Raw genomic sequence first — 24,212 nt, 5'->3', positions numbered from 1 at the left:
TCGTGAAGTCAACTAAAAACATTTTTGTTAGGAGTTGGTATGATGAGTAAAGAAGCAAATAGTCGTGCTAATGAACAAAAACGAGTAGATTTTGTCATTGATGAAATCAACCAGAAAGCACAACAATTATATACTAAGTCAAAAGGATTACAAGAAGATGTAATTGAACTGCGAAAGACTTTTTGGGATGATGTAAAGATTAATTTGGATGAACCAGATGATATCATTGAAACAGAAGCGAGCATGAAACAACAAGCAGAATTGCTGGCGCAAAGAGAGCAGATCCATGGGATAATGGATGAACAGCTGAAAACGTTAAAAAGATTAAAGGATTCACCATACTTTGGGCGTATAGATTTTATAGAGGATCGTGAAACAGAAGCGGATTCAATCTATATTGGAATTAATTCAATGATGGATCACGAAGACGAAAATTTTTTAATATATGATTGGCGTGCTCCCATATCTAGTCTTTATTATGACTTTTCTCCGGGGCTAGCGTCATATGAGACGCTAGATGGAACAATCTCTGGTGAAATTACATTAAAAAGACAATTTATTATTAGACAAGGCAAAATTAAGGGAATGTTTGATACAGGTGTCACAATAGGAGACGAATTATTGCAACAAGCTCTTGGTAACAATGCTAGTTCATCAATGAAAAATATTGTTGCTACGATTCAACAAGAACAGAATATGATAATCAGAAATGAGCGAAGTAGTTTGCTAATTGTACAAGGTGTTGCAGGAAGTGGAAAAACTTCCGCCGCTTTGCAGCGTATTGCCTATTTAATGTATAGGTATCGGGAGAAGCTTCATGCTGATAATGTTGTTATGTTTTCGCCGAATCCGCTCTTTTCAAGCTATATATCAAATGTCCTACCTGAGTTAGGGGAAGCAAATGTAAGGCAAACTACATTTTTGGATTATTTAAAAGATAAGATCGATGATAGCATTACAATAGAGTCGCCTTTTGAACAAATGGAATATGTACTTACACAAAAAGAAAGTAATAGTTATCAAACGAGAGTAAAAGGCATGGATTATAAATCAAGTATTGCATTTATGAAGCTTATTGATGACTTTTTAACTCAATTAGAAGAAGATGGATTGCACTTCAAAAATATTACGTTTCAAAAGCGTATTCTCATTTCCAAAGAAGATATCAAGAATTATTTCTACTCTTTAAATAAGGAGATTTCCATCCCAAATAAAATGGAAATCGTTGTGAAATGGTTGTTGAAGGAGTTACAAAACCACCAAAAGGTAGAAAAAGATAAAGATTGGGTAATGGAACAGGTTGAGTTATTGGATAAAGAAGCATACTTAAAAGCTCATTATGAAGATAATGACGATGATGTGAGTATGGAGGAAGATATTTTGCGGGAAGCAGTTGTTAAACGATTTTTTGCTCGCATCAAAAAACAGGTGAAACAATTCAAGTTTGTTCATGTATTAGCAACTTATTATAAACTGTTTCATGAAGGGACTGTAAATGTGGATGTTCCGTCAGAGTGGGGGCAAATAGCTGTTCAAACGTCCAAGAATTTATCTAATCGATTTTTGACGTGGGAGGATGCGACTCCTTATGTGTATTTCCAAGGTAAGTTACTAGGAGATAATGCGGATCGATCAGTCAGGCATTTATTTGTTGATGAGGCACAGGATTACTCTGCGTTTCAATATGCTTATATAAAGCATATATTCCCTTATACAAGAATGACGCTATTAGGCGATATTAACCAGGCAATCTATTCATTAGCGACAAAAGAAAACCCCTTGGTACCGCATAGCTTAGAAAGTAGTCATGAACGAATCACATTGACAAAAAGTTATCGTTCCACGAAGCAAATTGTCGAATTCACAAAGAAGTTTGCACCTGGAGAAGAGTTGATAGAAGCATTCGAAAGGGAAGGAAACTTACCTAAGGTTATTCAAGTGAATGAGGAAAGCCAAAAAAGAGAAGTATTAATACATGTGATAGAAGAACTTCAAGATAAAGGTAACGAAACGATAGCAATTATTTGTAAGACCCTTCAAGAAAGCAAGGAGATATATGAGCTTTTACACGGGCAACTCCCTGTCCACATGATTAATGAAGAAACCTATTCTTTCACAAGAGGTTTATTGGTGTTACCGATTTATTTGGCAAAAGGAATTGAATTTGATGGTGTCATTATTCCCAATGCCTCTGATCAATATTATGTAGAGGAATCAGATCGGACACTGTTTTATACAGCGTGTACACGAGCGATGCATGAGCTCGTATTGATCGTTGAAGGAGAACCATGTTTCTTTATAGATGAGGTGCAACGTAATACGTATGAATTGATTCAATCGACGACATAAAATGCATTTCCCAGTTAACTATGCCTCATCGGTAGAAAAATACCGATGAGGTTTTTTATGGTTTATAGTCTTCACTTTGTAATGAAAATAGATAGTGAAAAAGATATATGACATGGTGAAATATATTAAATGTGACAAATACGATTATAAAAGGGCTAATGACATCAGTTTCTCATGTAATAGAAAAGATAGGCATACATGCAGTAGTTAGATCCATTAATGTACTTGATGTCCACGAATACTTTCAGGTGAAGCTGTTTTAAGAAATACCGCTCCATGCATTGTGGAATGTCTCCTTTTTCGTTTACATATTGAATAATTTCATATACTAAGTATATAAAACGGTCTACTGTAAAAAAATCTAGTCATAAAATGTCAAGCAATTGTCAACCCATCATGTGTAATATTCCATGAAAATGTTTTATACTATGGATATAGTGGAAAATAAATATTAATCGAGAATACTTTTCTTCATTTTTTATAATTATGTTTGTTCATTAATGAACAAAGTATGTTTTTCCCGAAGGAGGGCTATACATGTTGATGGATTTAGATCCAGTTTTAATGAGTCGGTTACTTACGTCATTAACACTTGGTTTTCATATAATTTTTGCAACATTAGGTGTGGGCATGCCATTAATGATCTCTGTTGCTGAGTTCCTTGGGATTAAAAAGAAAGATACTCATTACTTGATGCTGGCCAGAAGGTGGGCTAGAGGGTTTGTCATAACTGTTGCAATAGGTGTTGTGACGGGAACCGCCATTGGGTTGCAGCTATCCTTGCTATGGCCCAACTTTATGCAAGTTGCTGGAAACGTCATAGCTTTACCGTTATTTATGGAAGTTTTTGCGTTTTTCTTTGAAGCAATTTTCCTTGGGATATACTTATACACTTGGGATCGTTTTAAGAAACCATTTACTCACTGGTTATTAACATTACCCGTAGTAATTGGTGCTGGAATGTCTGCCGTGTTTATTACCACGGTAAATGGTTTTATGAACACTCCAGAGGGGTTCCTACTAGACAACGGTCACTTCGCGGCTGTTAACCCGATTGCGGCCATGTTGAACCCTGCTACACCTACGAAAGTATTTCATGTATTAACAACAGCATATGTAACCGTAGCAGCTATCCTTGCTGCGATTACTGCATTTATGATATTGAAAAAGAAAACATCTGATTATCATAAGAAAGCCTTGCAGTTAACGATGACATTAGTATTAATTTTCGGTATCTTATCCGTTTTAGCAGGAGATGTTTCTGCGAAGTTTCTTGCCGAACATCAACCAGAAAAATTGGCTGCTGCGGAGTGGCATTTTGAAACCGAAGCGGGCGCGGATCTTATCGTGTTTGGTTGGTTGAATGATGCCCATGAAGCTATCGGAGAAATTCGAATCCCTAAGTTCCTAAGTTTCTTAGCACATGGTGATTTTAATGCAGAGGTGATTGGTTTAGAAGAGTTTCCAGAAGATGTGAGACCACCATTATGGGTGCATTATATGTTTGATTTAATGGTAATGATTGGTTTTACGCTAGTGGGGATATCTATGCTTTATTTGATCTTTAGTAGGGTCAAGAAATGGAATGAACATCATAAAGGCATCTTATCTTTAATTGTTTTAAGTGGGCCACTAGCTATGTTGGCCATTGAATTTGGCTGGATCTATGCAGAAGAAGGTCGACAGCCTTGGATATTACGTGGATATATGACAGTAGAAGAGGCAGCGACTAATTCACCTTATGTGGGTATTATGTTCATATTGTTCTTAGCATTATATATCGTACTTGGAACTCTATGTGTCGTTATATTAAGAAAGCTATTTCGAAATACTCCGGTAGAGGCAGAGCTAGAGAAACAGTACCCTACACTAGAAAAGGGTGATACGAAATGAGTTATGAGATCATTGGTATTACAGTATTATGGCTATTCTTATATGGGTATTTAATCGTTGCGTCGGTTGACTTCGGTGCAGGATTCTTTGCCTATTATGCAAAGGTGACGAAGAAGGACCATATCATTAATCGTTTAATAGCAAGGTATTTATCCCCTGTTTGGGAAGTAACCAATGTGTTTTTTGTATTTTTCTTTGTTGGAGTTGTTGGCTTTTTCCCAGATACTGCTTATTACTATGGTGCAGCATTATTAGTACCTGGGAGCATAGGGATTATATTGCTAGCTATTAGAGGCTCGTTTTATGCGTTTGAAAATTACGGTTCCAAAAACAGTAATGTGTATATGTTTTTGTATGGAGCGACGGGGTTATTTATTCCCGCATCATTGTCTGTTGCACTAACCTTGTCAGAAGGTGGATTTATTGTTGAAGAAGGTGGAGCTGTTACGTTAAACTATCTGGATCTTTTCACAAGTCCATTATCTTGGAGTATTGTCGGTTTAGCAGTTGTTTCGGTATTGTTTATTAGTGCTACATTCCTTACTTTTTATGCTTCTCGTGCGAATGATCATGCTGCTTTAAAATTAGTACGGGGATATGCATTGTTTTGGAGTACCCCTACAATTATTGCGGCCCTAACAGCCTTCATCTTTTTAGGTCAACACAATGAAAGACACTTTAACAATATGATGGATTTATGGTGGATGCTCGGCTTATCGGTCGGATTCTTTATGATTGCGATGCTACTTCTTTACGCTGGAAAGTATTATGGTCTTGCGTTTATCAGTGTCATGCTACAATTTTTATTCGCATTCTTTGCGTATGGTATTGGTCATTACCCATTCATTCTTGATCCGTATATTACAATCCAACATAGTGCTACCCATGAATCGATGGGAATTGCGTTGGTAATAGTATTCATAGCAGGGTTATTATTATTAGTTCCTTCGTTGATACTATTAATGAAGTTATTTTTATTCGATGCGGATTATGTTAGAGGGAAAAAATAATCGAGGAGAATCGTTTATATGAAAAGTTTAAAAGAAATAGCATCAGCGCAAAAAAAAGATATGTTATTTCTCTTTATGGTTGCGGTTGTTATAGGAACAGCAATTGTATTTCAAGCATTTCTCCTTGTAAAAGCTGTTGATGGTGTATTTTTGAACGAGCAGTCCATATCACAAGTCCTTCCAACATTGGGAGGGCTATTTCTCGTTTTACTTGTGAGAACGATAGGTAACTACTGGAAAGGTAAAAGAGGAATAGAGATGGCGACAAAAGTAAAACGACACTTAAGAAAAGAATTGATGGAAAAATATGCTAAAAACCCTCTACAGTCTTCTTTACGTGGGCAAACTGGAGGAAAAGTTAGCATGATGATGGATGCGGTTGATGAAGTTGATAATTATTTTAGTAAATATATCCCACAAGTCATCCAAACAACATTTATTCCAATTTTAATTCTCATAATTGTTTTCACACAACATGTAAATTCAGGATTAATTATGTTAGTTACTGCTCCATTCATTCCTATTTTTATGATTGTTATTGGTATGAAAACAAAAGTGAAATCAGAAGAGCAAATGGATCAATTAGCCGCCTTCTCTGGGAGGTTTCTTGATGCATTACAGGGACTTACGACGTTAAAACTTTTTGGTCAGGCGAAGCGGCAAAAAGAAACGATTGAAAACAGTAGTTTAGGATTTCGTGATGCAACAATGGAAATATTGAAGGTGGCATTTACCTCTTCCTTTATGCTAGAAGTTGTAACCATGTTGAGTATTGGAATTGTCGCATTAGAATTGGCAATACAACTAATCGTTTATCAAAGCATCTCCTTTTTTACTGCTTTCTTCGTATTAGTGTTGGTGCCAGAATTCTTCTCTTCTTTGAAGGAACTTGGAACTACATTTCATAATGGTCGGACAAGTATGGGAGCAGCAAAAAAGGTTTTTGAAGAATTAGCAGAAGAGGAACAATTGGTAAAATGGGGTCAGATGGCAATTGATCATACAGAACCACCAGAAATGGAACTTCAAAACCTAGCTTTTCGTTATGGAGAAGATCAATTTTCCATAAACAATATTAATGAGAAGATCACCCCATATAGTCAAATTGCAATTGTCGGCAGAAGCGGTTCGGGAAAAACTACATTGCTCCATTTACTTGCTGGTTTACTGGCACCTGAAGAAGGGGAGATTTTACTTAATGGACAGGGATTATATCGTTATCGTGAGAAGGACTGGTTTGACCAATTAGGATATATCACGCAAGACCCGTTTATTTTTTCAGGAACTATCGCTGAAAATATTTCTATTGGTGGAGGAGAACATGTATCTCGAGAGGAAATAGAAAAAGCGGCTAAGCAGGCAGGGGTAGATGACTTAGTTTGTTCTCTTGATAAAGGCTATGATACTCCGATTGGGGAAGCTGGAAGAGGATTATCAGGTGGGGAAAAACAACGATTAGCGATTGCTAGAGCATTCCTGAAAAAACCTTCAGTCATATTATTTGATGAACCTACGACTGGTCTGGATTTACAAACGGAGAAAATATTGCAAGCCTCTATGAAACAACTTGCTCAACATGCAACCGTGATTACGGTTGCTCATCGACTTCATACAATTAAACATGCTGATAAGATCTTATTTTTAGAAAAAGGTAGATTAATTGCTTCGGGAAGTCATGAAGAATTGATGGAATCTGTCCCTGCATATAAGTCAATGGTATCTGTTCAGCGGGGAGGGACTGCATCATGAAGGATTTCATACCGGTTGTAAGATTGCTAATGAAGGAAAAAAGAGATGTTTTTTATTCCATCGTTTTTGGTTTTGTAGCGGGGATTGCAGCGGTAGGACTTTTTGCAGCTAGTGGATACTTAATATCTAAAGCTGCATTTGCACCACCTTTGTATGCGTTGATTGTACTCACTTCGACAGTGAAATTGCTGGGGTTTACCAGAGCAATTAGTAAATATGCAGAAAGATACTTTTCTCATAGAGCAACCTTTACTATTTTAAGTAATTTGCGTGTATCCTTTTTTGAGAAACTAGAACCGTTAGCACCAAAGATATTTCAGAGGTACCGAAGTGGGGATTTACTCGCTCGAATTGTTGGGGACGTGGAAAGTCTACAAAACTTCTTTTTACGTGTGTTTTATCCACCGATCGTGCTGATTATCGTCTTCTTAAGTACGATAATATTCACGACATTTTTCTCAGTATATGTAGCGATTGTTATATTAATTGGACTATTATTGACTACCTTTGTTGTTCCAGCTTGGTTTGCAAAGAGGCAAGCAAAAATCGACAGTGATGTTCGAGACGGAAGGGGATCCTTGTCGACAGAGGTAACCGAATTTCTTCATGGTTTTCGTGATTTGAAAATAAACCAAATGCTTGATGAAAAAGGACGAAAGCTAGACGATTCTGCAAGTCGATATTTGTCAGAACAAAAGCGAGAAAGTGTTAATATGATTTATAGTCAATCAGTAAATTCTTTTGTAACCCTCTTTATATCCTGGGTTGTGTTGTTACTTGGTGCTTTTCTCGTGGTAAATGGACAATTAGAGGGTATTTTTTTAGCTATGCTCGTGATGATATCATTAACAGTTTTTGAGGATGTAAGTCCAATGGCGGTGTTTCCAGTTTACCTTCAGGACACAAAGACAGCTACAAGAAGGCTATTTTCTGTTGTACAAGAGGAAGCATCAGATGACGATGCTGACCAGGTAGAACTCGCAATCACAAGATCACCGTCTATTGTAATGAATGATGTGAATTTTACATTCCCGGACGAGTGGCGAGCTACCTTAAAAAATATATCGTTAGAGCTACCAGCAGGTTCGAAAACAGCCATTGTTGGTCCAAGTGGTTCTGGTAAATCTACCTTATTGCAATTGATGATGAAATTAATTCAAGCAAACCATGGAGAAGTATGGATTGATGGAGTTTGTATTGATCGTGTAACAGAGCAAAGTATTTGGAGAGAAACAAATGTTGTATTACAGGAAAATCATTTTTTCTATGGTACAATCCGTGATAATTTACTGCTTGCAAGGACGGATTTGTGTGATGAGGAAATGGTAAAAATGCTTTCTACGGTTCGCTTGGAGCACCTTTCATTAGATGACTCTTTATATGAAAAAGGTGAAAATCTTTCCGGTGGAGAAAAGCAACGATTAGCGATTGCTAGAGCCCTACTCAAACAAGGTAAGCTTTGGCTTCTTGATGAGCCTACCTCTTCGGTGGATGCGTTAACAGAGGAATTCGTCTATAATAACCTTTTTGAACGAGCTGCTAAAGATACGCTTGTACTAGTTAGCCATCGTCTTACAGGTATAGAGAAGATGGACCAAATAATCGTTATGGAACAAGGAACGATTATAGAAGCGGGAACCTTTGATGAATTGATGGAACGAAAAGGGTATTTTTATGAATTGAAGGAAATCGAAAAAGGTTTGTTGTAGTGGGATTATTGATGGGGTGGATCTGTATGTCTGTTTGGTGAGTTTCGACATAGATATAGATATACTGACAAGGGCGTTCCTATAAGTACGGAACGCCCTTCCTTCTATTCGTTATTCATTACAGTCATAAAATCTACCCAATCAACTATTCGTGCTACCTTTACCTCTTCATTATACGATTGATCTTTCACTACTAGATTCACAGAAGTATTTGAAAGTGTACGCAATACAGATGGTTTATCATCTACATAAAAGTCCAAATCAAGGTCTTGTATGATATGAACTTTCTCTTCATCTTTCATTCCGTAATAAAAGTGATCGTCTTGAATGGGAAAACCTTGTTCTTTCATCCAGTCTTTCGTGCGTTCACCATGTTCTTTAGGACGTGCGGTGATATAGTAAATGTCATGTCCTTGATGGTCTAATTCAAGTAGTGTTTCAATAGCTCCGGGGAATGCTGGGCAGTCTGTAAAATAAATTTCTTCTAGAGAGCTGTTCCACATTTCTTTCCCTTGTTCATCAGATAAACCAAATGGTTCATGGATTTCCACACGTTTAATTGCAAGAAAATCATCGCGAGAAAGTTGTTTGTTTAATTTCTGTTTATATAAGTTAAAAGCATGCTCTCGTAAGTTGATTAACGTATCATCAATATCAAAACCAAATTTCATCATATCCCTCTTTTATGCAGTAATTAATTGGAGCTAGGTGTGGGAGCCTCGTCTAATATTTGAGCGCATTTTTGTCGAAAAGAGCGAATATCCAAGTATATGAGCGAATCATACAAGCTGTAGACCAAACAGCCAATGTTAATATATCGGATATCCGACAAATTTAAAATCGTCTCCAATTTTTTCGATATCGGTATCTGTTAGTTCGACAGCGTCTTTCATTAGCTCGAATCCTGTACCTTCAAGGAAGGTCGGTGCTTCCTTTCCACCAATTAATTTCGGAGCAAAATATAAAACGGCTTTATCCACTAATCTATTCTCCAAAAAGGAAGCGTGAATATTTCCGCCTCCTTCTAATAATACCGAAGAAACTGATTTTTCTCCAAGCAGGCTAACGACTTCGTTTGGATCTACTGATTCAGCTCCCTCAGTAACAAAAACCGATATACCAGCATCCTCTAATGCTTTTCTTTTTTCACGGTCATAATTCTCTGTAGTAAAGACCCATGTTTCTGCTGCTTTATCGATTACAACTTGAGCGTCCATCGGAATTCGTAATTTGGAGTCCAGTATAATACGTATGGGATTTCTACCATTAGGTGTTCGAGACGTTAAAGCGGGATCATCTTTTATAACAGTATTAATACCAACTAAAATACCCATATTTTCACTTCTCAATTGATGCACATCTAATCGAGATTGTTCCGATGTAATCCATTTACTGTTAAACGTCCTTGTTGCTACTTTCCCATCTAACGTTGTTCCAGCCTTCATTGTTATAAACGGTTTTTTTGAAACGATGAATTTATTGAAAACTTCATTCATCTGAATGGCCACTTTTTCTAAAATACCGACGATGACGTCAATACCTGCTTGCTTAAGTATTTTCACACCATTCCCAGCAACGATTGGATTTGGATCAAGTGTTGCGATAACAACCTTTTTTATACCAGCTGCAACAATAGCCTCTGCGCAAGGACCTGTTCTTCCGTGGTGGGAACAAGGTTCAAGTGTTACGTAAATCGTTCCACCATGCGCTTTGTCACCTGCCATACGTAACGCATGAATTTCAGCATGTGGTTCCCCAGCTCTTAAATGAGTCCCAATTCCAACGACGCGATTGTCATTGACGATAACAGATCCAACTAGTGGGTTAGGGTCTGTCTGTCCTTTCATTGCTCGAGCGTTTTGTAATGCAAGATCCATATAAAACTCATGGTTAGTCATTCGAGCAAGTCCTTTCTTCCTCTAGGTGTCCTGATTTCGTGATTTTTGTTTGTAAATATTTTTCATTATACTCGGATTTATCGCCCCATAATGGAACTCTTCCTGAGACTTGTAATCCCGCATTTTGTAGTGCTTCTAATTTTAACGGGTTATTCGTAATTAAAGTTACTGGTTTGGATCGTAATTTTTGTAGTACTTTAATTGCATCACCATAGTTTCTCGAATCGTTAACAAAACCTAAATTTTCATTTGCTTCAACAGTATCATATCCGTTTTCTTGTAGCACATATGCCATAGCTTTAGAGAATAATCCAATTCCTCTTCCTTCATGATTCGCGAGGTAAAAGATTGCTCCAGAACCATGTACTTTAACCTTCTTCATGGATTCCTTTAATTGATAACCACAGTCACAACGTTTACTTCCGAAAATATCACCAGTGTGACAAATGGAATGCATTCGGATTAATGCATCATCACTTTTTTCGAAATCACCATATACCAATACACTGGATTGCTGATATTCTGCTAAGTTTTTAGAAGATAAATTATCAATTATTTGTTGATAATCATCTGTCAACTTTTCGCAATTTAACCAGCAATACCATTTAAATTCTACGGTTTCTCCATATAAATTTACAGGAAGTTTGATTGGCCCTACTAAGTATATTGCACCTTCAGTTGTCTGAATGGATTGTATTTTATCTTTTAATATCGAAAAAACTTTAGTTTCTAGTTTCATTTGCCCCATATTGTCTTATCTCCTTTCAATGTGCCCTTAGTATAAATAAAAAATCCAATGTCATCAATTTTTCTTTCTCGAAATTGTAGTAATTATTTTGCTTTATATATCCCATATAATATGAATTTGATTCCTTTTATGACTGGGGATGAAATGTTTGTTGCTTTTTAGTTTATAATTTTTAATATAGTACCTTGCAATGAACAGTACTGTGTGTTAAATTAAAATAGCAAGGTATAATTTTTACAACAGTACTATATAATGTATAGTACTAATCACTTTCGTGAGGTGGAACAATAGTGAATGTACAGTTTAAAAAAGGTGTTTTGGAATTATGTGTGCTTGTATTGTTAGATAAACAGGAGCGATATGGATATGAACTCGTTCAAAAAATTTCTGATCGTATTGCGATTTCTGAAGGGTCAGTATACCCATTATTAAGACGTTTAACTAAAGACGGTTATTTTACGACGTATTTAAAAGAATCATCAGAAGGACCATCCCGTAAATACTACAAGTTAACTGGGGAAGGGAGAACGTATTTAGAAGAACTTCTCCAAGAATGGGAGGCATTTACGAGTGGGGTAAATCAATTAATAGAAGAAGGTGTTAATCGTGACTAAGAAACAATTTATGGATAGACTGAATGTAGCATTAGGAAAACTACCATCTGATGAACGAAATGACATTTTGCAGGATTTTGAGGAACATTTTGTCTTTGGATTGGAAGAAGGTAAGACAGAGGAGCAAATTGCAGAATCACTTGGTTCACCAAATCAAATCGCCAAAGAACTTGTCGCTTCCTATCATTTGGATCAAGTTGAAGGGAGTATTACGGCTGGAAACATTCTTCGCGCTGTTTGGGCAGTAATTGGTCTTGGGTTTTTCAACTTAGTGATAGTATTAGGACCATTTATTGCTCTAGTCGCTATTGTTTTTGCAGGTTGGGCATGTGGGATTTCGTTTATTGCTTCCCCGCTATTCGTTCTTATTAATATTTCGGTTGCACCAGGGACTTTTATATTGTTTGACCTATTCTTTTCATTATTACTAGCAGGTCTTGGTGTGTTTATTGCAATAGGAATGTTTTATGTTACTAAAGCATTAATGAATGCCTTTGTTCGTTATTTGAAATTTAATGCAAAACTTGTAAAAGGAGGAATGAAGCATGCCTAAGAAGAAGTTATTAATAACGATCGCAGTTAGTTTAATAATTATTGGGGGAATAGGAAGTATGGTGACATTTCAATCGGTTTTTGCTTCGGAGCCGGTTTCAAAAGAGGAATCCTTTGATGAACAGGACATCTTAAATATCAATATCGAATCAGATAATTCTAGAGTGGAAATTTTACCAACAAAAGAAACGACAACCAAAGTCGAATTTACTGCCGCTGAAAAAAAGAATAAAAAATATAATTTCCAAGCGGACGTAGAAAATGGCTCTCTTAACATTGTATTGAAAGAGAAGAGGTTCTTTAAATTTTTTAGTTTCGATTTTAGTTTTTCGGGACCGACGCTAAAAGTATATGTACCTGAAAAACAATACGAAGCTTTAAATATTGATGTTATCAATGGAAAAATTAATGTAGAAGATTTACATGTAAATCTTGCTACAATTGAAACGGTGAATGGTGCGATTCAATTACGTGATATGGAGACGAATGCGACAAAAGTGAATTCAGAAAATGGGAAAGTTTCGCTTCGCCATGTTCGTGGTGAAATTATTGGTGAAGTAACCAACGGCAGTATTTCTCTTGTCGTCGATCATTTGGATCGCCCTATTGATTTAGAGTCTGTTAATGGGAAACTTAGGATTGAGACAGAACAAGAGCCTACGAATGCTACGATAGACGTAGATGTTGTCAATGGAAAAGTTGATATATTCGGGAATGATTCTAGGCATACTGTTATTGGTGATGGTGAGAATTTAATAAAGTTAGAGACAGTGAATGGAAGTATTAAGGTGTCGAAATAACTTATGTTATTCTAAATAATTCAAAGAAAAGGTAGCATTTATCAAATAACGGGTTGAAGGGGAGAAAACTTCAATTTACTACCTAATTCACATTGGTTTTAACAGACATTTTGACATTAAAATAGCATTAAAAATAGCAACTGAATTAGTCAGTTGCTATTTTTAAGTCTTCAATTTTTAAATTTACACTTTAATTCATTACAGTTTTTAACTCTTTGTTTTGCTTTTTTAAGAACAGCCAAACAATACCGAGTGCGATAAATAAAGCAAAAAATAAAATAGGTAACTGATAAAAAGTCCAAGTGTTTGGAGCATAATAATTTAATTGATGATGTTGTTCTATTATATTTTCATATGAAGTTTTATATTCATATTGAACAATCCAATGTCCCTTTGCCATTATAACAGTTCCTAAATCATAATCACTTGGCATAATTTGTTCTTTATTTTCAATCACTTGATTGTTCCCAATTACAATCGCTGCATTTTTATATTCTATTGGGAAATGTGTCATAGGTGTTCCAAGTGATACCTCATTTTTCTCTAACCATCCTTTTAAATCTTCCATCGGAAAAACGGCTAATAAATTCAATTGATTTGGATATTTTTTGAAAATGTCCATCAATTGTTCTTCTTCTGCATCGTTTATTTTATTGGTAGTGTCAAGAACATCGAAAACTTCATTAAAGATTGCATTTTTTTTTGTTTCTACTGTCCCAAATTCTTCCCCCTCTTTGTAAAAGTGGTCAGCTTCTAACCAAGAAGTAACAAGTGTTATTATGCCGAAAACAAAGAAAATAAGTGTAAACGATAATACATAATTAGTAAATTTCTTCTGTACTTTGAAGAATTCAGATAATCCTTTTACAATTTGGTTTTTACCTCCAAAATTTTCGATTGCAATACGAGTAGCTTCTTCTTCTGTTTTCCCTTTTGCCTTTAACTCTTCGACAGCTTCTACTAAATGCGAACGCATTTCTTGTTTTAAATCTTCTATTTCTTGTTTGTCACCCGCAACATCTTTATAAATTGAATTTACATATTTATCAATTTGTCTCAAAGTTATCGCCCCCTTCTATAAATGTATCAATAATTTTTTTAACAAATTGCCATTCTTTACGCTTTTCTTCAAAACCTGCCTCACCTAATGGTGTAAGTTTGTAATATTTTCTTCTTCCACCTGGTCCCTGTTCATCACCCCAGTAAGAAGAAATCCATTTGTTATTTTCTAATCTCTTTAATGACAAATAAAGCGTACCTTCTTTTAGTTCGAACTGTTCTTCACTTTTTTCACGAACCAATTTAGCTAATTCATAGCCATACATATCTCTGCTATGTAATAACGATAGAATTAATGTATCAATATGACCTTTTAAAACCTCTTTATTAACTTTCAATTTTTACACCTCCTTACTTAGTTATAAAATATATTACTTAATAAAGCAAGGTATTCCTTTAAGAAAATATTAAAGAAATCATCCTATTTTTAAACAGGATGATTTATCTAGGCTGTTTTCGTATAGATTGTTGCTTTCTTGAACATACTGTATAAAGGTTGATATAATGCAGTTTAGGGAGGCTTTAAAGTATGTGGAAGAATGTATATGAAGGGTTCAGCGAATTAACTAAATCAGATAAAATGGCATTGTTTGACGCTATGAAACAGGATTTGTTTCCAGAAGAACCAGATAAAATCACAAAACTTCTTAACACCATTCGTGAAGCACGATTTGCTTCGGGTATGGCTTGTGTTCATTGTGGTAGTACATACGTTAAGCGTAATGGTAAATATCGTACTCGACAACGCTATCTATGTAAGGATTGCGATAAGACATTCAACGATATGACGAATACACCATTTGCAGGTTCACGATACCCTGAAAAATGGGTAAAATATATTGAACTGATGGTGGATGGGTTTACTCTACCTAAAATCGCTGAAAAACTTCAAATACACATTTCTACTGCTTTTTATTGGAGACATAAAATTCTGAATGCATTAGGAAGTCTTGGTTTCAATCAATTGCAAGGTATCGTTGAAAGTGACGAAACCTTCTTTCGTGAGTCATTAAAAGGTCGAAGAGAAGTCACTCACAGAAAAGCCAAGAAACGTGGAGAAAAGGACAAGAAAAGAGGTATCTCTAATCTCAAAATTGCTGTTGTGGTAGCACAAGATAGGAACGGTAATATGATTGCTCGGAAGGCAGGTACAGGGCGTGTAAAAGCCGAAGAAATCGACACTGTGATAGGTGAGTATATTCACCCGTCTGCTTTGTTATGTATAGATACAGCCACTAACTACAAGAAGTTTGCCAAACTCAAAGGACTCTTACACGAAACAGTTAATGAACGCCAAAAACAGCGTGTAAAGAAGGGGATTTATCATATACAGCACGTCAATAACTTCCACAATCGCTTAAAAGGGTGGTTGGAGCGTTTTCAAGGTGTAGGAACGTTTTATTTGGACAACTACCTCAACTGGTTCCGTTGGCTTGAATTAGGAAAGAATTTAGCATTTGATAATCGTGTAGAGCAAATGCTTATTTCAACGTGTCAAAAGTCAAACTATACTACGGTTGAAATGTTGAGGAGTGCATAAGAAAAGACCTCCTATAAGAGGTCCTGCTGTTATTTATTTTGTTCTAATTGAGAGAGCATAAATTCCATCACCTTCAGCCCAACTTGCATGAATAACGTATATGAATTCGCCTTTTTCATTTGGTAGTACAATTTGATTGCTGTCGAGTCCTTTAAAATCCGCACCATTGTTTGCCCAAATTCCAATTTCGATTGAAGTAGGTTCATAATCGAAATCAATGGAGATTGTTTCCCCACTTGAAACTTCATTTACCTCTTCTACAAGTTCAGGAGGTGAAGCCGAGTCAGCATTAACTGCTTTTCCATTTTCTGACCAAGAATATGTTCCCATAGTATAAGAGATTTCTTGATTATCGACAGTTATAGTCGGTTCAGGTGGCTTTAAATCACCGATGTCACTTGATTGGCATCCAGTTAGAAAAAATATAAAAGCGAACAGAAATAGATATCTTTTCATTTAGCACCTCCTAATTATCTATTATTGTATAATTTTAACAGGAAATTAAAAATACCTCAAAATTATATCTAAAAACAACAATCTTTTAGAAAACAGCCTTTATCTAAGATAAATAATATCTTTTAAAGAAAATTGTTTATCTGTTAAACCCAATCGTTGTGCGGGAGTTTCCATTGTTCCGTTTGATTTATATGCGAAACAAAAATTGTAATAAGTTCGCAAGATGGTGATAGCCTTTTGGGCATATTTCGGATTGAAATTGGAATAGATATAACTTTTCCCATCTCCTCTTGCCGTAGTCAAAGGTCTTTCTAAAATGGATAACCTTCTTCGAATGTGTTGGATAAAAGTATTGGTTGCATTGTCATTTACATTCATTATTAAGGCAGCTACATCTTTCGGTTCCAATGAAGATAAGTTTGTCGTACAATCTACGGAACGCAATCCTCTATCAACAGTAGCGAGGGGGTGTAAGATAGGATTATCCGCATATTCAAAATGTGTACCCGAAGCAGTGGAGACTTCCTTGTGAAAATGATGATGTTCGAACAACTCTTGTAATTGCAAAAATGCCAACTTTCTTAAAGAGCCTGTTCCAAATCCTCGCATTGTTCCCCAATTAACCAAATCAACTCTTGCTTGAATAAATTCTTCACGAGCTTGTTTCCTCGTTTTTGTCTTATCTGTTTGGCATAGAAAATGATAAGCATCAGATAGTCTTATCTCCTTTGAAAACACTCGATTAATAGAGGTCATAAGAGAATTGTCTTCATCGGTCACAAAACGCCATTCAGGGGCTTTCACCAGTTGTTTAATAAGCCATAGATGTGCAACTGTCGTATAAGTGGAACCAACGTGTAAGCCATCCGTATATTTCATTCTCCGTTCCACCTGAGCCAACTCTTTATAATAGTCCGATTGGCTTTGTGTATCGTTTGCCGAAGGAGGCATCGGATAGTGAGAATACTTCGGGTATCTTGCATACTTTTTTGCAAATTCATTCAGATGGTCTTCTTTTTGCAGAACGGTATCTAATGCAATATCTCCTAGTGTAGTCTCCCAATCATAAGCGACATCACTGCGAAACACATATCTGGATAACACATCAGCCGATACCAAAATATTAGTAGGAAACTGAGTTTCTTCCACATCATCGTAACGACTGCCACCCATCCCTTTTTGACGAACATTGTTGAGATAATAGGTCATCTTATCAGTATTGAGCCATATTTCTTTAAACTCTAATTTTTGAAGAGGTTTGGTTTCGTGTCGTTCTAGGAACTCTAAACACCTTCGATAAAGCAACTCCAATTTATCATAGTATGTTCCTCTGCCAATTTCTAAGATTTCACAGGTTCTCGTAACGGGTGTACGGCTTAATAGCAACTTAGCAAAAAGATGATGGATGTCACTTCGTTTTTGATTATATGTGATAGAGTTATCTCTTCTTGGTGTAAGAGCCGTTTTCTTTTTACAAACCTTACACTGGTAGCGTTGCATTCCTAATCTGCTTTTTGCTTTTTCCTTGTTTATAAAAGGCATCGGATTTAATAAATGGTGTAAATTCTTCTGCGATGCAACCCTCTTTATGAAATTCATATTCTTCTTCTTTGTCTTGCACAGAATTGATTTGTACCAATCGCTGTATTTCTTGTGCAACAGACCAATTGGAAAGAGTGGAAGTATAACAACCTAATACCGCCTCACCTGTTACTCTTGTTGGGTCTGGATTGCATTTTATTGATTTGTGATTGGATGTTCCTGTTAGTTTATAGCGAGTTGGTTTTCCTTTGGTAGCAAACTTTGTTTGAGGCATACCTTGATACCTGCAAAATGGATTGGAGCAATGATTGTATTGAATTTGGTGCATAATACCATTCCAAGTGAATTCGGCTGGTGCGAAAAGCAAATCTTTATATTTTGTTCCGAACTGCTTGGGGGTTAATATATCATAATCTTTATTCCTATCCCCAATTTCACTCTCTGAAAGAGGGGATAGTACCTCCAGTAAATTATCTTCTTTTGTAGCCAATCGCTTAAAACTTAGCCAATCTTTTCGTCACCTACTAATTCTTCAATTCCAAGCTGCTTAACCATTCTTCTGTTATTCCTTTTGTTTTCAATCCAAGCGATAAAATCTTTATCTTCTAATAGGTTCAAAAGGAACAAATTAACCACTTCACTCTCGCTGTGTTCTGTATACTCCGAATAGCTTTTTACGATATTCCTTGCTCTTTCTGATATGAGCCAATCTACCTTTTCTGCATTGTGATTTTTGGGTTTAATGAACTTCATCCTTATCTATCTCCTGTCTGAAATTGGTCATACAATTAGTATATCCAATTAGCAACTGTTTTAGCACAGTTTTCAACAACACCGCATAAATTTATGCGGTGTCTCCAATGGGTATGCGTATTTAAGTGCGAATTAGTGTGTAAAATTTGTTAAAACATTGATATAACAACAAAAAAGGACACCAATTCATATGTGAATTGTGTCCCCAATTAGGTTGTTATTTACTGTTTTCTCCCCAATAACCGAACCCGTTATTTATCAAATGCTGCCTTTTTTTATTAATGGCACTTTTCACGTAGTTTGTTACTAATTTTATATAAACTGCGAAGTAACTTAGAATGATGGAGCGCTTCAGAATAAAGTTCTAAACGGTCGTTCATAGCAGTAATGAAAGCCCGAATGGAGAGAAAAAAGTTCTAAACGGTCGTTCATAGCAGTAATGAAAGCCCGAATGGAGAGAAAAAAGTTCTAAACGGTCGTTCATAGCAGTGATGAAAGCCCGAATGGAAAGAAAAAAGTTCCGAACGGTCGTTCATAGCAATGATGAAAGCCCGAATGGAGAGAAAAAAGTTCTAAACGGTCGTTCATAGCAGTAATGAAAGCCCGAATGGTGAGAATAAAGTTCCAAACGGTCGTTCATAGCAGTAATGAAAGCCCGAATGGTGATGAAAAAATAACCGGAAATCACGTTGCTGTGACTGCACATTTTCCATCAACTACGAATGATTCCATTACTTGGAAAAAGCAGCAATCTTTAAGAAAACTGCCTTAATTAAAAGTAAATATTATTCTTCCCTTTTCCCGACAATACCATAAAAGCATAATTTCGTAAGGTCTTCACTTATATGTAAGGATTGTTTATATACTTCTTCTTTTGACAAATAATCATTAAACATTTGAATGTAGAACATAATCGCTTCATTTGAAATGGTGGGATCTATATAACCCTGTTTTTTGCCTAAGCTAAAGAACGCAGCTAAACGAGGAAGGGCCTCTTCGGTGTAAAATTGTTCAATGTCTTCGTTTTTACTTGCATATTCCTTCATGATAAATTGATAGAAATCTTCGTTTAGTTGACTCGCTGTAGCAGTATTGCGAAATATGACTTGTTTAATCTTCTCTGGAAAATCTAGATCGCTATCCATAAGGTTTTCAGTTTCTGCCCATATTTTTTTGATATAGTAAAGGACCACGTCACTCGTTAACCTATCCTTACTTTCAAAGTAATTATAAATTGTCACCTGTGAAACATTCGCTTCTTTAGCGATTTCTGCAACGGATACTTTTTGCACTCCATATTTCAAAAACAATGCTAAAGCTGCCTCTAATATATTGGTCTTTTTTAATTCCCTACGCCGTTGGAATCCGTCCATGTTTGTTCACCTCTAACATATTATAATACAAAATTTTGTAATAAAACAATTAAAATATTTCATAACTATATTGCATAATCTCCATTTTTTATATATTATGAACCATAATGGTTAAAATATTTCATAACTATCTACAGAAAGTTAATGAAATAATGTTGACCACATTGGTCTAAAATGCTAAACTAAAATCGACCAAAGTGGTCTAAATGTTGGAGTGTACAAATAGACTACTAAAAAGGGGTGAGTGGAAAATTAATCAAACATTTAACAACCTCGATATAGAAAAACAAGAAAGAATTATTAATGCGGCACTTCTAGAATTTGCGGAAAATGGATTTGAGAAAGCTTCAACAAACCGAATTGTAAAAAGCGCAGGGATTGGTAAAGGGATGCTCTTTTACTATTTCAAAAATAAAAAAGAACTATACCTTTACCTCGTAGAATATAGTTTAGACATTATCTTAAAAGAATTTATAGGGAAAATTGATACGAATGAAACTGATTTTATTGAACGCTTAAGACAAATAGCAAAAATTAAATTTGAAAACAATCAAAGATACCCTAGTGTGCTTAGTTTTCTAGGAAACATTTTTATTCAAGAAGAATGGGAAGTGTCGGAAAACCTGAAGCAACGATATGAAGAAATGATGAACATTAGACATTCGATACTATATGACAATGTTGATACATCAATATTTCGTAGCGATGTTGATACTGAAAAGGCATATAAGCTTATCAAGTGGTCAATTGAAGGTTATCAGAATGAATTAATCAATCAATTTAAAGAGAAAAACTTGGCTACCACTAATATGGACCCATACTGGGATGAGTTTTATGACTATCTAGAAGTATTAAAAACCATTTTTTACAAAAAAGAGGAGGGAACAGAATGAGTGTATTAAAGGTGAGTGATTTAACGAAAGATTTCGGGAAATTTAGAGCATTGGATGGAGTTAATTTAGATGTAAATAAAGGGGAGGTATTTGGTTTTATTGGCCCAAACGGTGCTGGTAAATCTACAACCATTCGTGTGCTCTTGGGCATTTTGAAAGCAACGGAAGGGCAAGCAAGAATATTTGGAAGAGATGTATGGTCAGATGCTGTTGAAATTCATAAACGTATTGCTTATGTTCCTGGGGATGTTAACTTATGGCCAAACCTAACTGGTGGAGAAGTTATCGATTTATTTGTGAAATTACGTGGGGGAAATAATAAGAGTAGACGTGAAGAATTAATTAAACGGTTTGATTTGGATCCAGCAAAAAAATGCCGTACTTATTCAAAGGGTAATCGCCAAAAGGTTGCATTAGTTGCTGCTTTCTCGTCGGATGCAGATCTTTATATCTTGGATGAACCAACATCTGGTCTTGACCCGTTAATGGAACAGGTTTTCCAAGAATGTGTAATGGAAGCGAAAGAAGCAGGAAAAAGTGTGCTTTTATCCAGTCATATTTTATCTGAAGTAGAAAAATTATGTGACCGAGTAGGGATTATCCGTCAAGGTAAGATAATTGAAACAGGTTCATTACGTGAACTACGTCATTTAACACGAACTAATCTACTTGTTGAAACCAAAAATCCGATTACCGGATTGCAAGAATTAAATGGTATCCATGAGGTGGAAGAAATAGATCAAGCACTAGCATTTCAAGTGGATACAGAGGAACTGGATACAGTTATAAAACACGTTAGTCAGTTTGGAATTATGAAATTGGAAAGTGCACCGCCAACACTTGAAGATTTATTCATGCGTCATTATGAAGGAAAAGGGCAACCGGAGTCAGGAGCAGGGGGGAGATCCTAATGGCTAATCCGATTTACAAACGAACTGGTAGACTTGCCAGATTAATTTTAAGACGGGACCGCATACGCATCCCACTATGGCTAATTGGTATCTGCTTCTTTACGTTTATCGTTCCAATAGCTTTCTTGGGATTGTATGAATCACAGCAAGATCGAGATGTAATGGCAGAAACGATGGAAAACCCAGCTATGATTGCGATGGTAGGTCCAGCAGATTTATCTAATTACACGATTGGTGTAATGACTGCCCATCAAATGTTATTAATGACAGCTGTAGTAGTGGGGTTAATGAGCATTCTTTTAGTGACACGACATACACGGGGTGATGAAGAGGATGGACGGATTGAATTGATCCGATCATTGCCTGTTGGTCGCTTATCCAATTTAAATGCAACATTAGTCGTCTATACGATAATAAATGTCTTGTTAGCTCTTATTGTTGGATTCGGTTTATACGCTTTAAATATTGAAAGTATGGATTTAGAAGGTTCTATGTTATACGGTGCTGCGTTAGGTGCTACGGGTATTATTTTTGCAGGAATTACTTCTCTATTCGCACAGCTTTCCGAAAGTTCTCGTGGTACAATTGGCTATTCTATTGCAGTACTTTTAATTGCTTATATAGTTCGAGGAATTGGAGATGTGAGTAATGAAGCTTTGAGTTGGGTATCTCCGCTCGGATGGGTAACAAAAACAGAGGCTTACGGAGCAAATAATTGGTGGCCAATTATTTTAATGCTTGGTGTATCTCTTATTCTATTTATAGTTGCCAATTATTTAAATGCAATTAGGGATTTGGAGGCTGGATTTTTCCCATCAAAACCTGGTAAAAAACATGCGTCTGCCTTTTTACAATCTCCAATTGGGCTTGCGTTACGACTTCAACGCACTGGTATAATTTCTTGGGCAATCGGGATGTTTGTGTTGGGTGCGTCATATGGATCTGTTTTAGGAGATATGGATTCCTTTTTTGAAGGCAATGAAATGATGATGCAAATGTTCGCATCGGAGGATGGGTCCTCGTTTACGGAGCAATTTTTGCCGATGCTCATGGTTATAATGTCACTATTAGCTACTGTACCTCCAGTAATGGCTATGAATAGATTGAATGGGGAAGAGAAGAAGAACCGTGTGGAACATTTACTGGGAAGAGCCGTTTCTCGCACAAAATTGATGTCAAGTTTTCTATTAATCTCAGTCATTAATGGATTTGTAATGATTTCATTAACTGCAATTGGATTGTGGGCGGCTAGTGTATCCGTAATGGATGAACCATTTGCATTTGGTACGATTTATGGGATGGCATTAGCATACTATCCAGCAATTCTAGTTATGGTCAGTGTTGTAGTATTATTAATAGGGTATTTGCCAAGGTTTACAAGTCTCATTTGGCTTTATGTTTTTTATTCATTTGTGGTGCTTTATTTGGGAGGAATATTCCAGTTAGATGAATGGGTTGGTAATCTATCTCCATTCGGTCACGTGCCACAACTACCGGTTGAAGATATGACTTGGATGCCAATTGGTATTCTGACTATTATTGCTATAGTTATAACTGTGGCTGGCTTTGTTGGGTATAATAAACGAGATATTGAAGGGTAATATACAATATGGCCTCGCGTTCCGTTTTTAAGGAATTCGAGGTCTTATTTTTATGCTAAAATAAGGTGATGACAAAGGTTGGGAAGGAGGACAGGGAATAATGAATAATAAATCATTTACTTATGCTCCATTTACAACTCGTTTACTTGCTTTCCTCTTAGATTATCTCATCATTATCATATATGGTGTGTTCATTGTAGGATCCGTATCGGTATTGTTCCGTCCCATTATGACACCGTTATTCACCGAATCAGTCGTTACTGCCCAGCTAACAGGGTTTCTTATGATGACATTGCCTGTTTCCCTTTATTTTATTGTAAGTGAATGTTCCAAACGACAAGGGACATGGGGAAAACAAAAGTTGGGAATTCGTGTTGTAGATCGACAAGGAAACCGAATAGGATTTGTGCGTTCTGTCGTACGGACGGGAGTGAAATTTTTACCTTGGGAAGTTGCACATTTTTGTGTTTATCGATTAATGTTACCTACGAACCTATCAGAATCAACAGTTATTGTCATACTTAATGCTGTTAATATTGCTATCGTAGTTTATTTAGTAATACCATTCTTCAATTATAAGAAGAAATCAGTATATGATTTAGTTGCTAGAACAGAAGTTGTTCGAAACGAGAAATTGTGATAGTTTCATGGAGGAATTAATATGAAAGAATGATATGTTGGTTATAGAATGTAAGGACACCAAGACAAAGTGAATCTTCAATCATAGGGGGCTTCATCCCACACTGCATGTTAGCATGACAA

At 36.1% G+C, this 24,212-nt stretch carries 24 protein-coding genes; 14 read left to right on the top strand and 10 right to left on the bottom strand.

The genetic code is table 11. The features are described 5' to 3' along the window. Positions 1-42: 42 nt before the first annotated feature. The 5 genes from helD to cydC all read left to right on the top strand — a co-directional run bounded on the left by helD (position 43) and on the right by cydC (position 8,710). A complete protein-coding gene (helD, locus tag ACFSTA_RS02870) occupies positions 43-2,349 on the top strand; it encodes an RNA polymerase recycling motor HelD (RefSeq protein WP_377555049.1) in 2,307 nt (768 codons plus the stop codon). 543 nt (positions 2,350-2,892) lie between these two features. Then, entirely contained in the window at positions 2,893-4,242 is a 1,350-nt protein-coding gene (locus ACFSTA_RS02865; protein WP_377555105.1) for a cytochrome ubiquinol oxidase subunit I, read from the top strand. Then, positions 4,239-5,252, top strand: coding sequence for a cytochrome d ubiquinol oxidase subunit II (locus ACFSTA_RS02860; RefSeq protein ID WP_377555048.1), 1,014 nt, complete (start codon positions 4,239-4,241; stop codon positions 5,250-5,252). Before ACFSTA_RS02865 ends, ACFSTA_RS02860 begins: the two co-directional genes overlap by 4 nt. Before the next feature lie 18 nt (positions 5,253-5,270). Next, positions 5,271-7,001, top strand: coding sequence for a thiol reductant ABC exporter subunit CydD (gene cydD / locus ACFSTA_RS02855; protein WP_377555047.1), 1,731 nt, complete (start codon positions 5,271-5,273; stop codon positions 6,999-7,001). Then, positions 6,998-8,710, top strand: a complete 1,713-nt coding sequence (cydC, locus tag ACFSTA_RS02850; RefSeq protein ID WP_377555046.1) for a thiol reductant ABC exporter subunit CydC — start codon at positions 6,998-7,000, stop codon at positions 8,708-8,710. The genes cydD and cydC overlap by 4 nt, the downstream gene beginning before the upstream one ends. A 104-nt stretch (positions 8,711-8,814) precedes the next feature. Here the strand turns inward: cydC and ACFSTA_RS02845 are convergent, their stop codons facing one another. The 3 genes from ACFSTA_RS02845 to ACFSTA_RS02835 all read right to left on the bottom strand — a co-directional run bounded on the left by ACFSTA_RS02845 (position 8,815) and on the right by ACFSTA_RS02835 (position 11,356). Next, positions 8,815-9,381, bottom strand: coding sequence for a 5' nucleotidase, NT5C type (locus ACFSTA_RS02845; RefSeq protein ID WP_377555045.1), 567 nt, complete (start codon positions 9,379-9,381; stop codon positions 8,815-8,817). Between the two features lie 138 nt (positions 9,382-9,519). Continuing rightward, on the bottom strand, positions 9,520-10,608 hold the full coding sequence (gene ribD / locus ACFSTA_RS02840; protein WP_377555044.1) for a bifunctional diaminohydroxyphosphoribosylaminopyrimidine deaminase/5-amino-6-(5-phosphoribosylamino)uracil reductase RibD: 1,089 nt from the start codon (positions 10,606-10,608) through the stop codon (positions 9,520-9,522). Next, entirely contained in the window at positions 10,601-11,356 is a 756-nt protein-coding gene (locus tag ACFSTA_RS02835; RefSeq protein WP_377555043.1) for a GTP cyclohydrolase II, read from the bottom strand. Before ACFSTA_RS02835 ends, ribD begins: the two co-directional genes overlap by 8 nt. 290 nt (positions 11,357-11,646) lie before the next feature. On the opposite strand from ACFSTA_RS02835, the gene ACFSTA_RS02830 reads away from it, so the two are divergent. The 3 genes from ACFSTA_RS02830 to ACFSTA_RS02820 are packed head-to-tail and all read left to right on the top strand — an operon-like array spanning position 11,647 to position 13,322. Then, entirely contained in the window at positions 11,647-11,970 is a 324-nt protein-coding gene (locus ACFSTA_RS02830) for a PadR family transcriptional regulator (RefSeq protein WP_377555042.1), read from the top strand. Further along, positions 11,963-12,523, top strand: a complete 561-nt coding sequence (locus tag ACFSTA_RS02825) for a DUF1700 domain-containing protein (RefSeq protein ID WP_377555041.1) — start codon at positions 11,963-11,965, stop codon at positions 12,521-12,523. Before ACFSTA_RS02830 ends, ACFSTA_RS02825 begins: the two co-directional genes overlap by 8 nt. Beyond that, entirely contained in the window at positions 12,516-13,322 is an 807-nt protein-coding gene (locus ACFSTA_RS02820; protein WP_377555040.1) for a DUF4097 family beta strand repeat-containing protein, read from the top strand. Before ACFSTA_RS02825 ends, ACFSTA_RS02820 begins: the two co-directional genes overlap by 8 nt. A gap of 190 nt (positions 13,323-13,512) precedes the next feature. Here ACFSTA_RS02820 and ACFSTA_RS02815 read toward each other — a convergent pair whose 3' ends face one another. Both ACFSTA_RS02815 and ACFSTA_RS02810 read right to left on the bottom strand, forming a co-directional pair. Further along, on the bottom strand, positions 13,513-14,382 hold the full coding sequence (locus tag ACFSTA_RS02815; protein ID WP_377555039.1) for a permease prefix domain 1-containing protein: 870 nt from the start codon (positions 14,380-14,382) through the stop codon (positions 13,513-13,515). Further along, positions 14,369-14,719, bottom strand: a complete 351-nt coding sequence (locus ACFSTA_RS02810; RefSeq protein WP_377555038.1) for a PadR family transcriptional regulator — start codon at positions 14,717-14,719, stop codon at positions 14,369-14,371. Before ACFSTA_RS02810 ends, ACFSTA_RS02815 begins: the two co-directional genes overlap by 14 nt. A 191-nt stretch (positions 14,720-14,910) precedes the next feature. On the opposite strand from ACFSTA_RS02810, the gene ACFSTA_RS02805 reads away from it, so the two are divergent. Then, positions 14,911-15,921 carry an IS1595 family transposase gene (locus ACFSTA_RS02805; protein WP_377555037.1) on the top strand — a complete coding sequence of 337 codons (1,011 nt, stop codon included), beginning with the start codon at positions 14,911-14,913 and terminating at the stop codon, positions 15,919-15,921. 33 nt (positions 15,922-15,954) lie between these two features. Here ACFSTA_RS02805 and ACFSTA_RS02800 read toward each other — a convergent pair whose 3' ends face one another. From ACFSTA_RS02800 to ACFSTA_RS02785, 4 genes are all read right to left on the bottom strand, one after another. Beyond that, positions 15,955-16,377, bottom strand: a complete 423-nt coding sequence (locus ACFSTA_RS02800) for a lipoprotein (protein ID WP_377555036.1) — start codon at positions 16,375-16,377, stop codon at positions 15,955-15,957. Positions 16,378-16,476: 99 nt separating this feature from the next. After that, positions 16,477-17,877, bottom strand: a complete 1,401-nt coding sequence (locus tag ACFSTA_RS02795; RefSeq protein ID WP_377555035.1) for an insertion element protein — start codon at positions 17,875-17,877, stop codon at positions 16,477-16,479. Then, entirely contained in the window at positions 17,858-18,409 is a 552-nt protein-coding gene (locus ACFSTA_RS02790) for a hypothetical protein (RefSeq protein WP_377555034.1), read from the bottom strand. The genes ACFSTA_RS02795 and ACFSTA_RS02790 overlap by 20 nt, the downstream gene beginning before the upstream one ends. An 11-nt stretch (positions 18,410-18,420) precedes the next feature. Then, positions 18,421-18,672, bottom strand: a complete 252-nt coding sequence (locus ACFSTA_RS02785) for a hypothetical protein (RefSeq protein WP_377555033.1) — start codon at positions 18,670-18,672, stop codon at positions 18,421-18,423. 607 nt (positions 18,673-19,279) lie between these two features. On the opposite strand from ACFSTA_RS02785, the gene ACFSTA_RS02780 reads away from it, so the two are divergent. Beyond that, positions 19,280-19,444 carry a hypothetical protein gene (locus ACFSTA_RS02780; RefSeq protein WP_377555032.1) on the top strand — a complete coding sequence of 55 codons (165 nt, stop codon included), beginning with the start codon at positions 19,280-19,282 and terminating at the stop codon, positions 19,442-19,444. A gap of 13 nt (positions 19,445-19,457) precedes the next feature. Here the strand turns inward: ACFSTA_RS02780 and ACFSTA_RS02775 are convergent, their stop codons facing one another. Further along, positions 19,458-20,045 carry a TetR/AcrR family transcriptional regulator gene (locus ACFSTA_RS02775; protein ID WP_377555031.1) on the bottom strand — a complete coding sequence of 196 codons (588 nt, stop codon included), beginning with the start codon at positions 20,043-20,045 and terminating at the stop codon, positions 19,458-19,460. Positions 20,046-20,254: 209 nt separating this feature from the next. On the opposite strand from ACFSTA_RS02775, the gene ACFSTA_RS02770 reads away from it, so the two are divergent. From ACFSTA_RS02770 to ACFSTA_RS02755, 4 genes are all read left to right on the top strand, one after another. After that, a complete protein-coding gene (locus ACFSTA_RS02770; RefSeq protein WP_377555030.1) occupies positions 20,255-20,938 on the top strand; it encodes a TetR/AcrR family transcriptional regulator in 684 nt (227 codons plus the stop codon). Beyond that, positions 20,935-21,849: an ABC transporter ATP-binding protein gene (locus ACFSTA_RS02765; protein WP_377555029.1), complete on the top strand. Its 915-nt coding sequence runs from the start codon at positions 20,935-20,937 to the stop codon at positions 21,847-21,849. Before ACFSTA_RS02770 ends, ACFSTA_RS02765 begins: the two co-directional genes overlap by 4 nt. Continuing rightward, the gene (locus ACFSTA_RS02760; protein ID WP_377555028.1) at positions 21,849-23,450 is read left to right on the top strand and encodes an ABC transporter permease; all 1,602 of its coding nucleotides are present in this window, start codon (positions 21,849-21,851) and stop codon (positions 23,448-23,450) included. Before ACFSTA_RS02765 ends, ACFSTA_RS02760 begins: the two co-directional genes overlap by 1 nt. 100 nt (positions 23,451-23,550) lie before the next feature. Beyond that, positions 23,551-24,090, top strand: a complete 540-nt coding sequence (locus tag ACFSTA_RS02755) for an RDD family protein (RefSeq protein ID WP_377555027.1) — start codon at positions 23,551-23,553, stop codon at positions 24,088-24,090. Positions 24,091-24,212 lie beyond the last annotated feature (122 nt).

The organism is Ornithinibacillus salinisoli, from assembly GCF_042684965.1.
Classification (GTDB): domain Bacteria; phylum Bacillota; class Bacilli; order Bacillales; family Amphibacillaceae; genus Ornithinibacillus; species Ornithinibacillus salinisoli.
Note: the sequence above shows the minus strand (reverse complement) of the source record. Positions and strands in the feature narration are given on the sequence as shown.

Coding starts and splice junctions, on each gene's coding strand:
- helD (WP_377555049.1), top strand. CDS start 43: ATGAGTAAAGAAGCAAATAGTCGTGCTAATGAACAAAAACGAGTAGAT.
- ACFSTA_RS02865 (WP_377555105.1), top strand. CDS start 2,893: ATGGATTTAGATCCAGTTTTAATGAGTCGGTTACTTACGTCATTAACA.
- ACFSTA_RS02860 (WP_377555048.1), top strand. CDS start 4,239: ATGAGTTATGAGATCATTGGTATTACAGTATTATGGCTATTCTTATAT.
- cydD (WP_377555047.1), top strand. CDS start 5,271: ATGAAAAGTTTAAAAGAAATAGCATCAGCGCAAAAAAAAGATATGTTA.
- cydC (WP_377555046.1), top strand. CDS start 6,998: ATGAAGGATTTCATACCGGTTGTAAGATTGCTAATGAAGGAAAAAAGA.
- ACFSTA_RS02845 (WP_377555045.1), bottom strand. CDS start 9,381: ATGAAATTTGGTTTTGATATTGATGATACGTTAATCAACTTACGAGAG.
- ribD (WP_377555044.1), bottom strand. CDS start 10,608: ATGACTAACCATGAGTTTTATATGGATCTTGCATTACAAAACGCTCGA.
- ACFSTA_RS02835 (WP_377555043.1), bottom strand. CDS start 11,356: ATGGGGCAAATGAAACTAGAAACTAAAGTTTTTTCGATATTAAAAGAT.
- ACFSTA_RS02820 (WP_377555040.1), top strand. CDS start 12,516: ATGCCTAAGAAGAAGTTATTAATAACGATCGCAGTTAGTTTAATAATT.
- ACFSTA_RS02805 (WP_377555037.1), top strand. CDS start 14,911: ATGTGGAAGAATGTATATGAAGGGTTCAGCGAATTAACTAAATCAGAT.
- ACFSTA_RS02800 (WP_377555036.1), bottom strand. CDS start 16,377: ATGAAAAGATATCTATTTCTGTTCGCTTTTATATTTTTTCTAACTGGA.
- ACFSTA_RS02795 (WP_377555035.1), bottom strand. CDS start 17,877: ATGCAACGCTACCAGTGTAAGGTTTGTAAAAAGAAAACGGCTCTTACA.
- ACFSTA_RS02785 (WP_377555033.1), bottom strand. CDS start 18,672: ATGAAGTTCATTAAACCCAAAAATCACAATGCAGAAAAGGTAGATTGG.
- ACFSTA_RS02780 (WP_377555032.1), top strand. CDS start 19,280: ATGGTGAGAATAAAGTTCCAAACGGTCGTTCATAGCAGTAATGAAAGC.
- ACFSTA_RS02775 (WP_377555031.1), bottom strand. CDS start 20,045: ATGGACGGATTCCAACGGCGTAGGGAATTAAAAAAGACCAATATATTA.
- ACFSTA_RS02765 (WP_377555029.1), top strand. CDS start 20,935: ATGAGTGTATTAAAGGTGAGTGATTTAACGAAAGATTTCGGGAAATTT.
- ACFSTA_RS02760 (WP_377555028.1), top strand. CDS start 21,849: ATGGCTAATCCGATTTACAAACGAACTGGTAGACTTGCCAGATTAATT.
- ACFSTA_RS02755 (WP_377555027.1), top strand. CDS start 23,551: ATGAATAATAAATCATTTACTTATGCTCCATTTACAACTCGTTTACTT.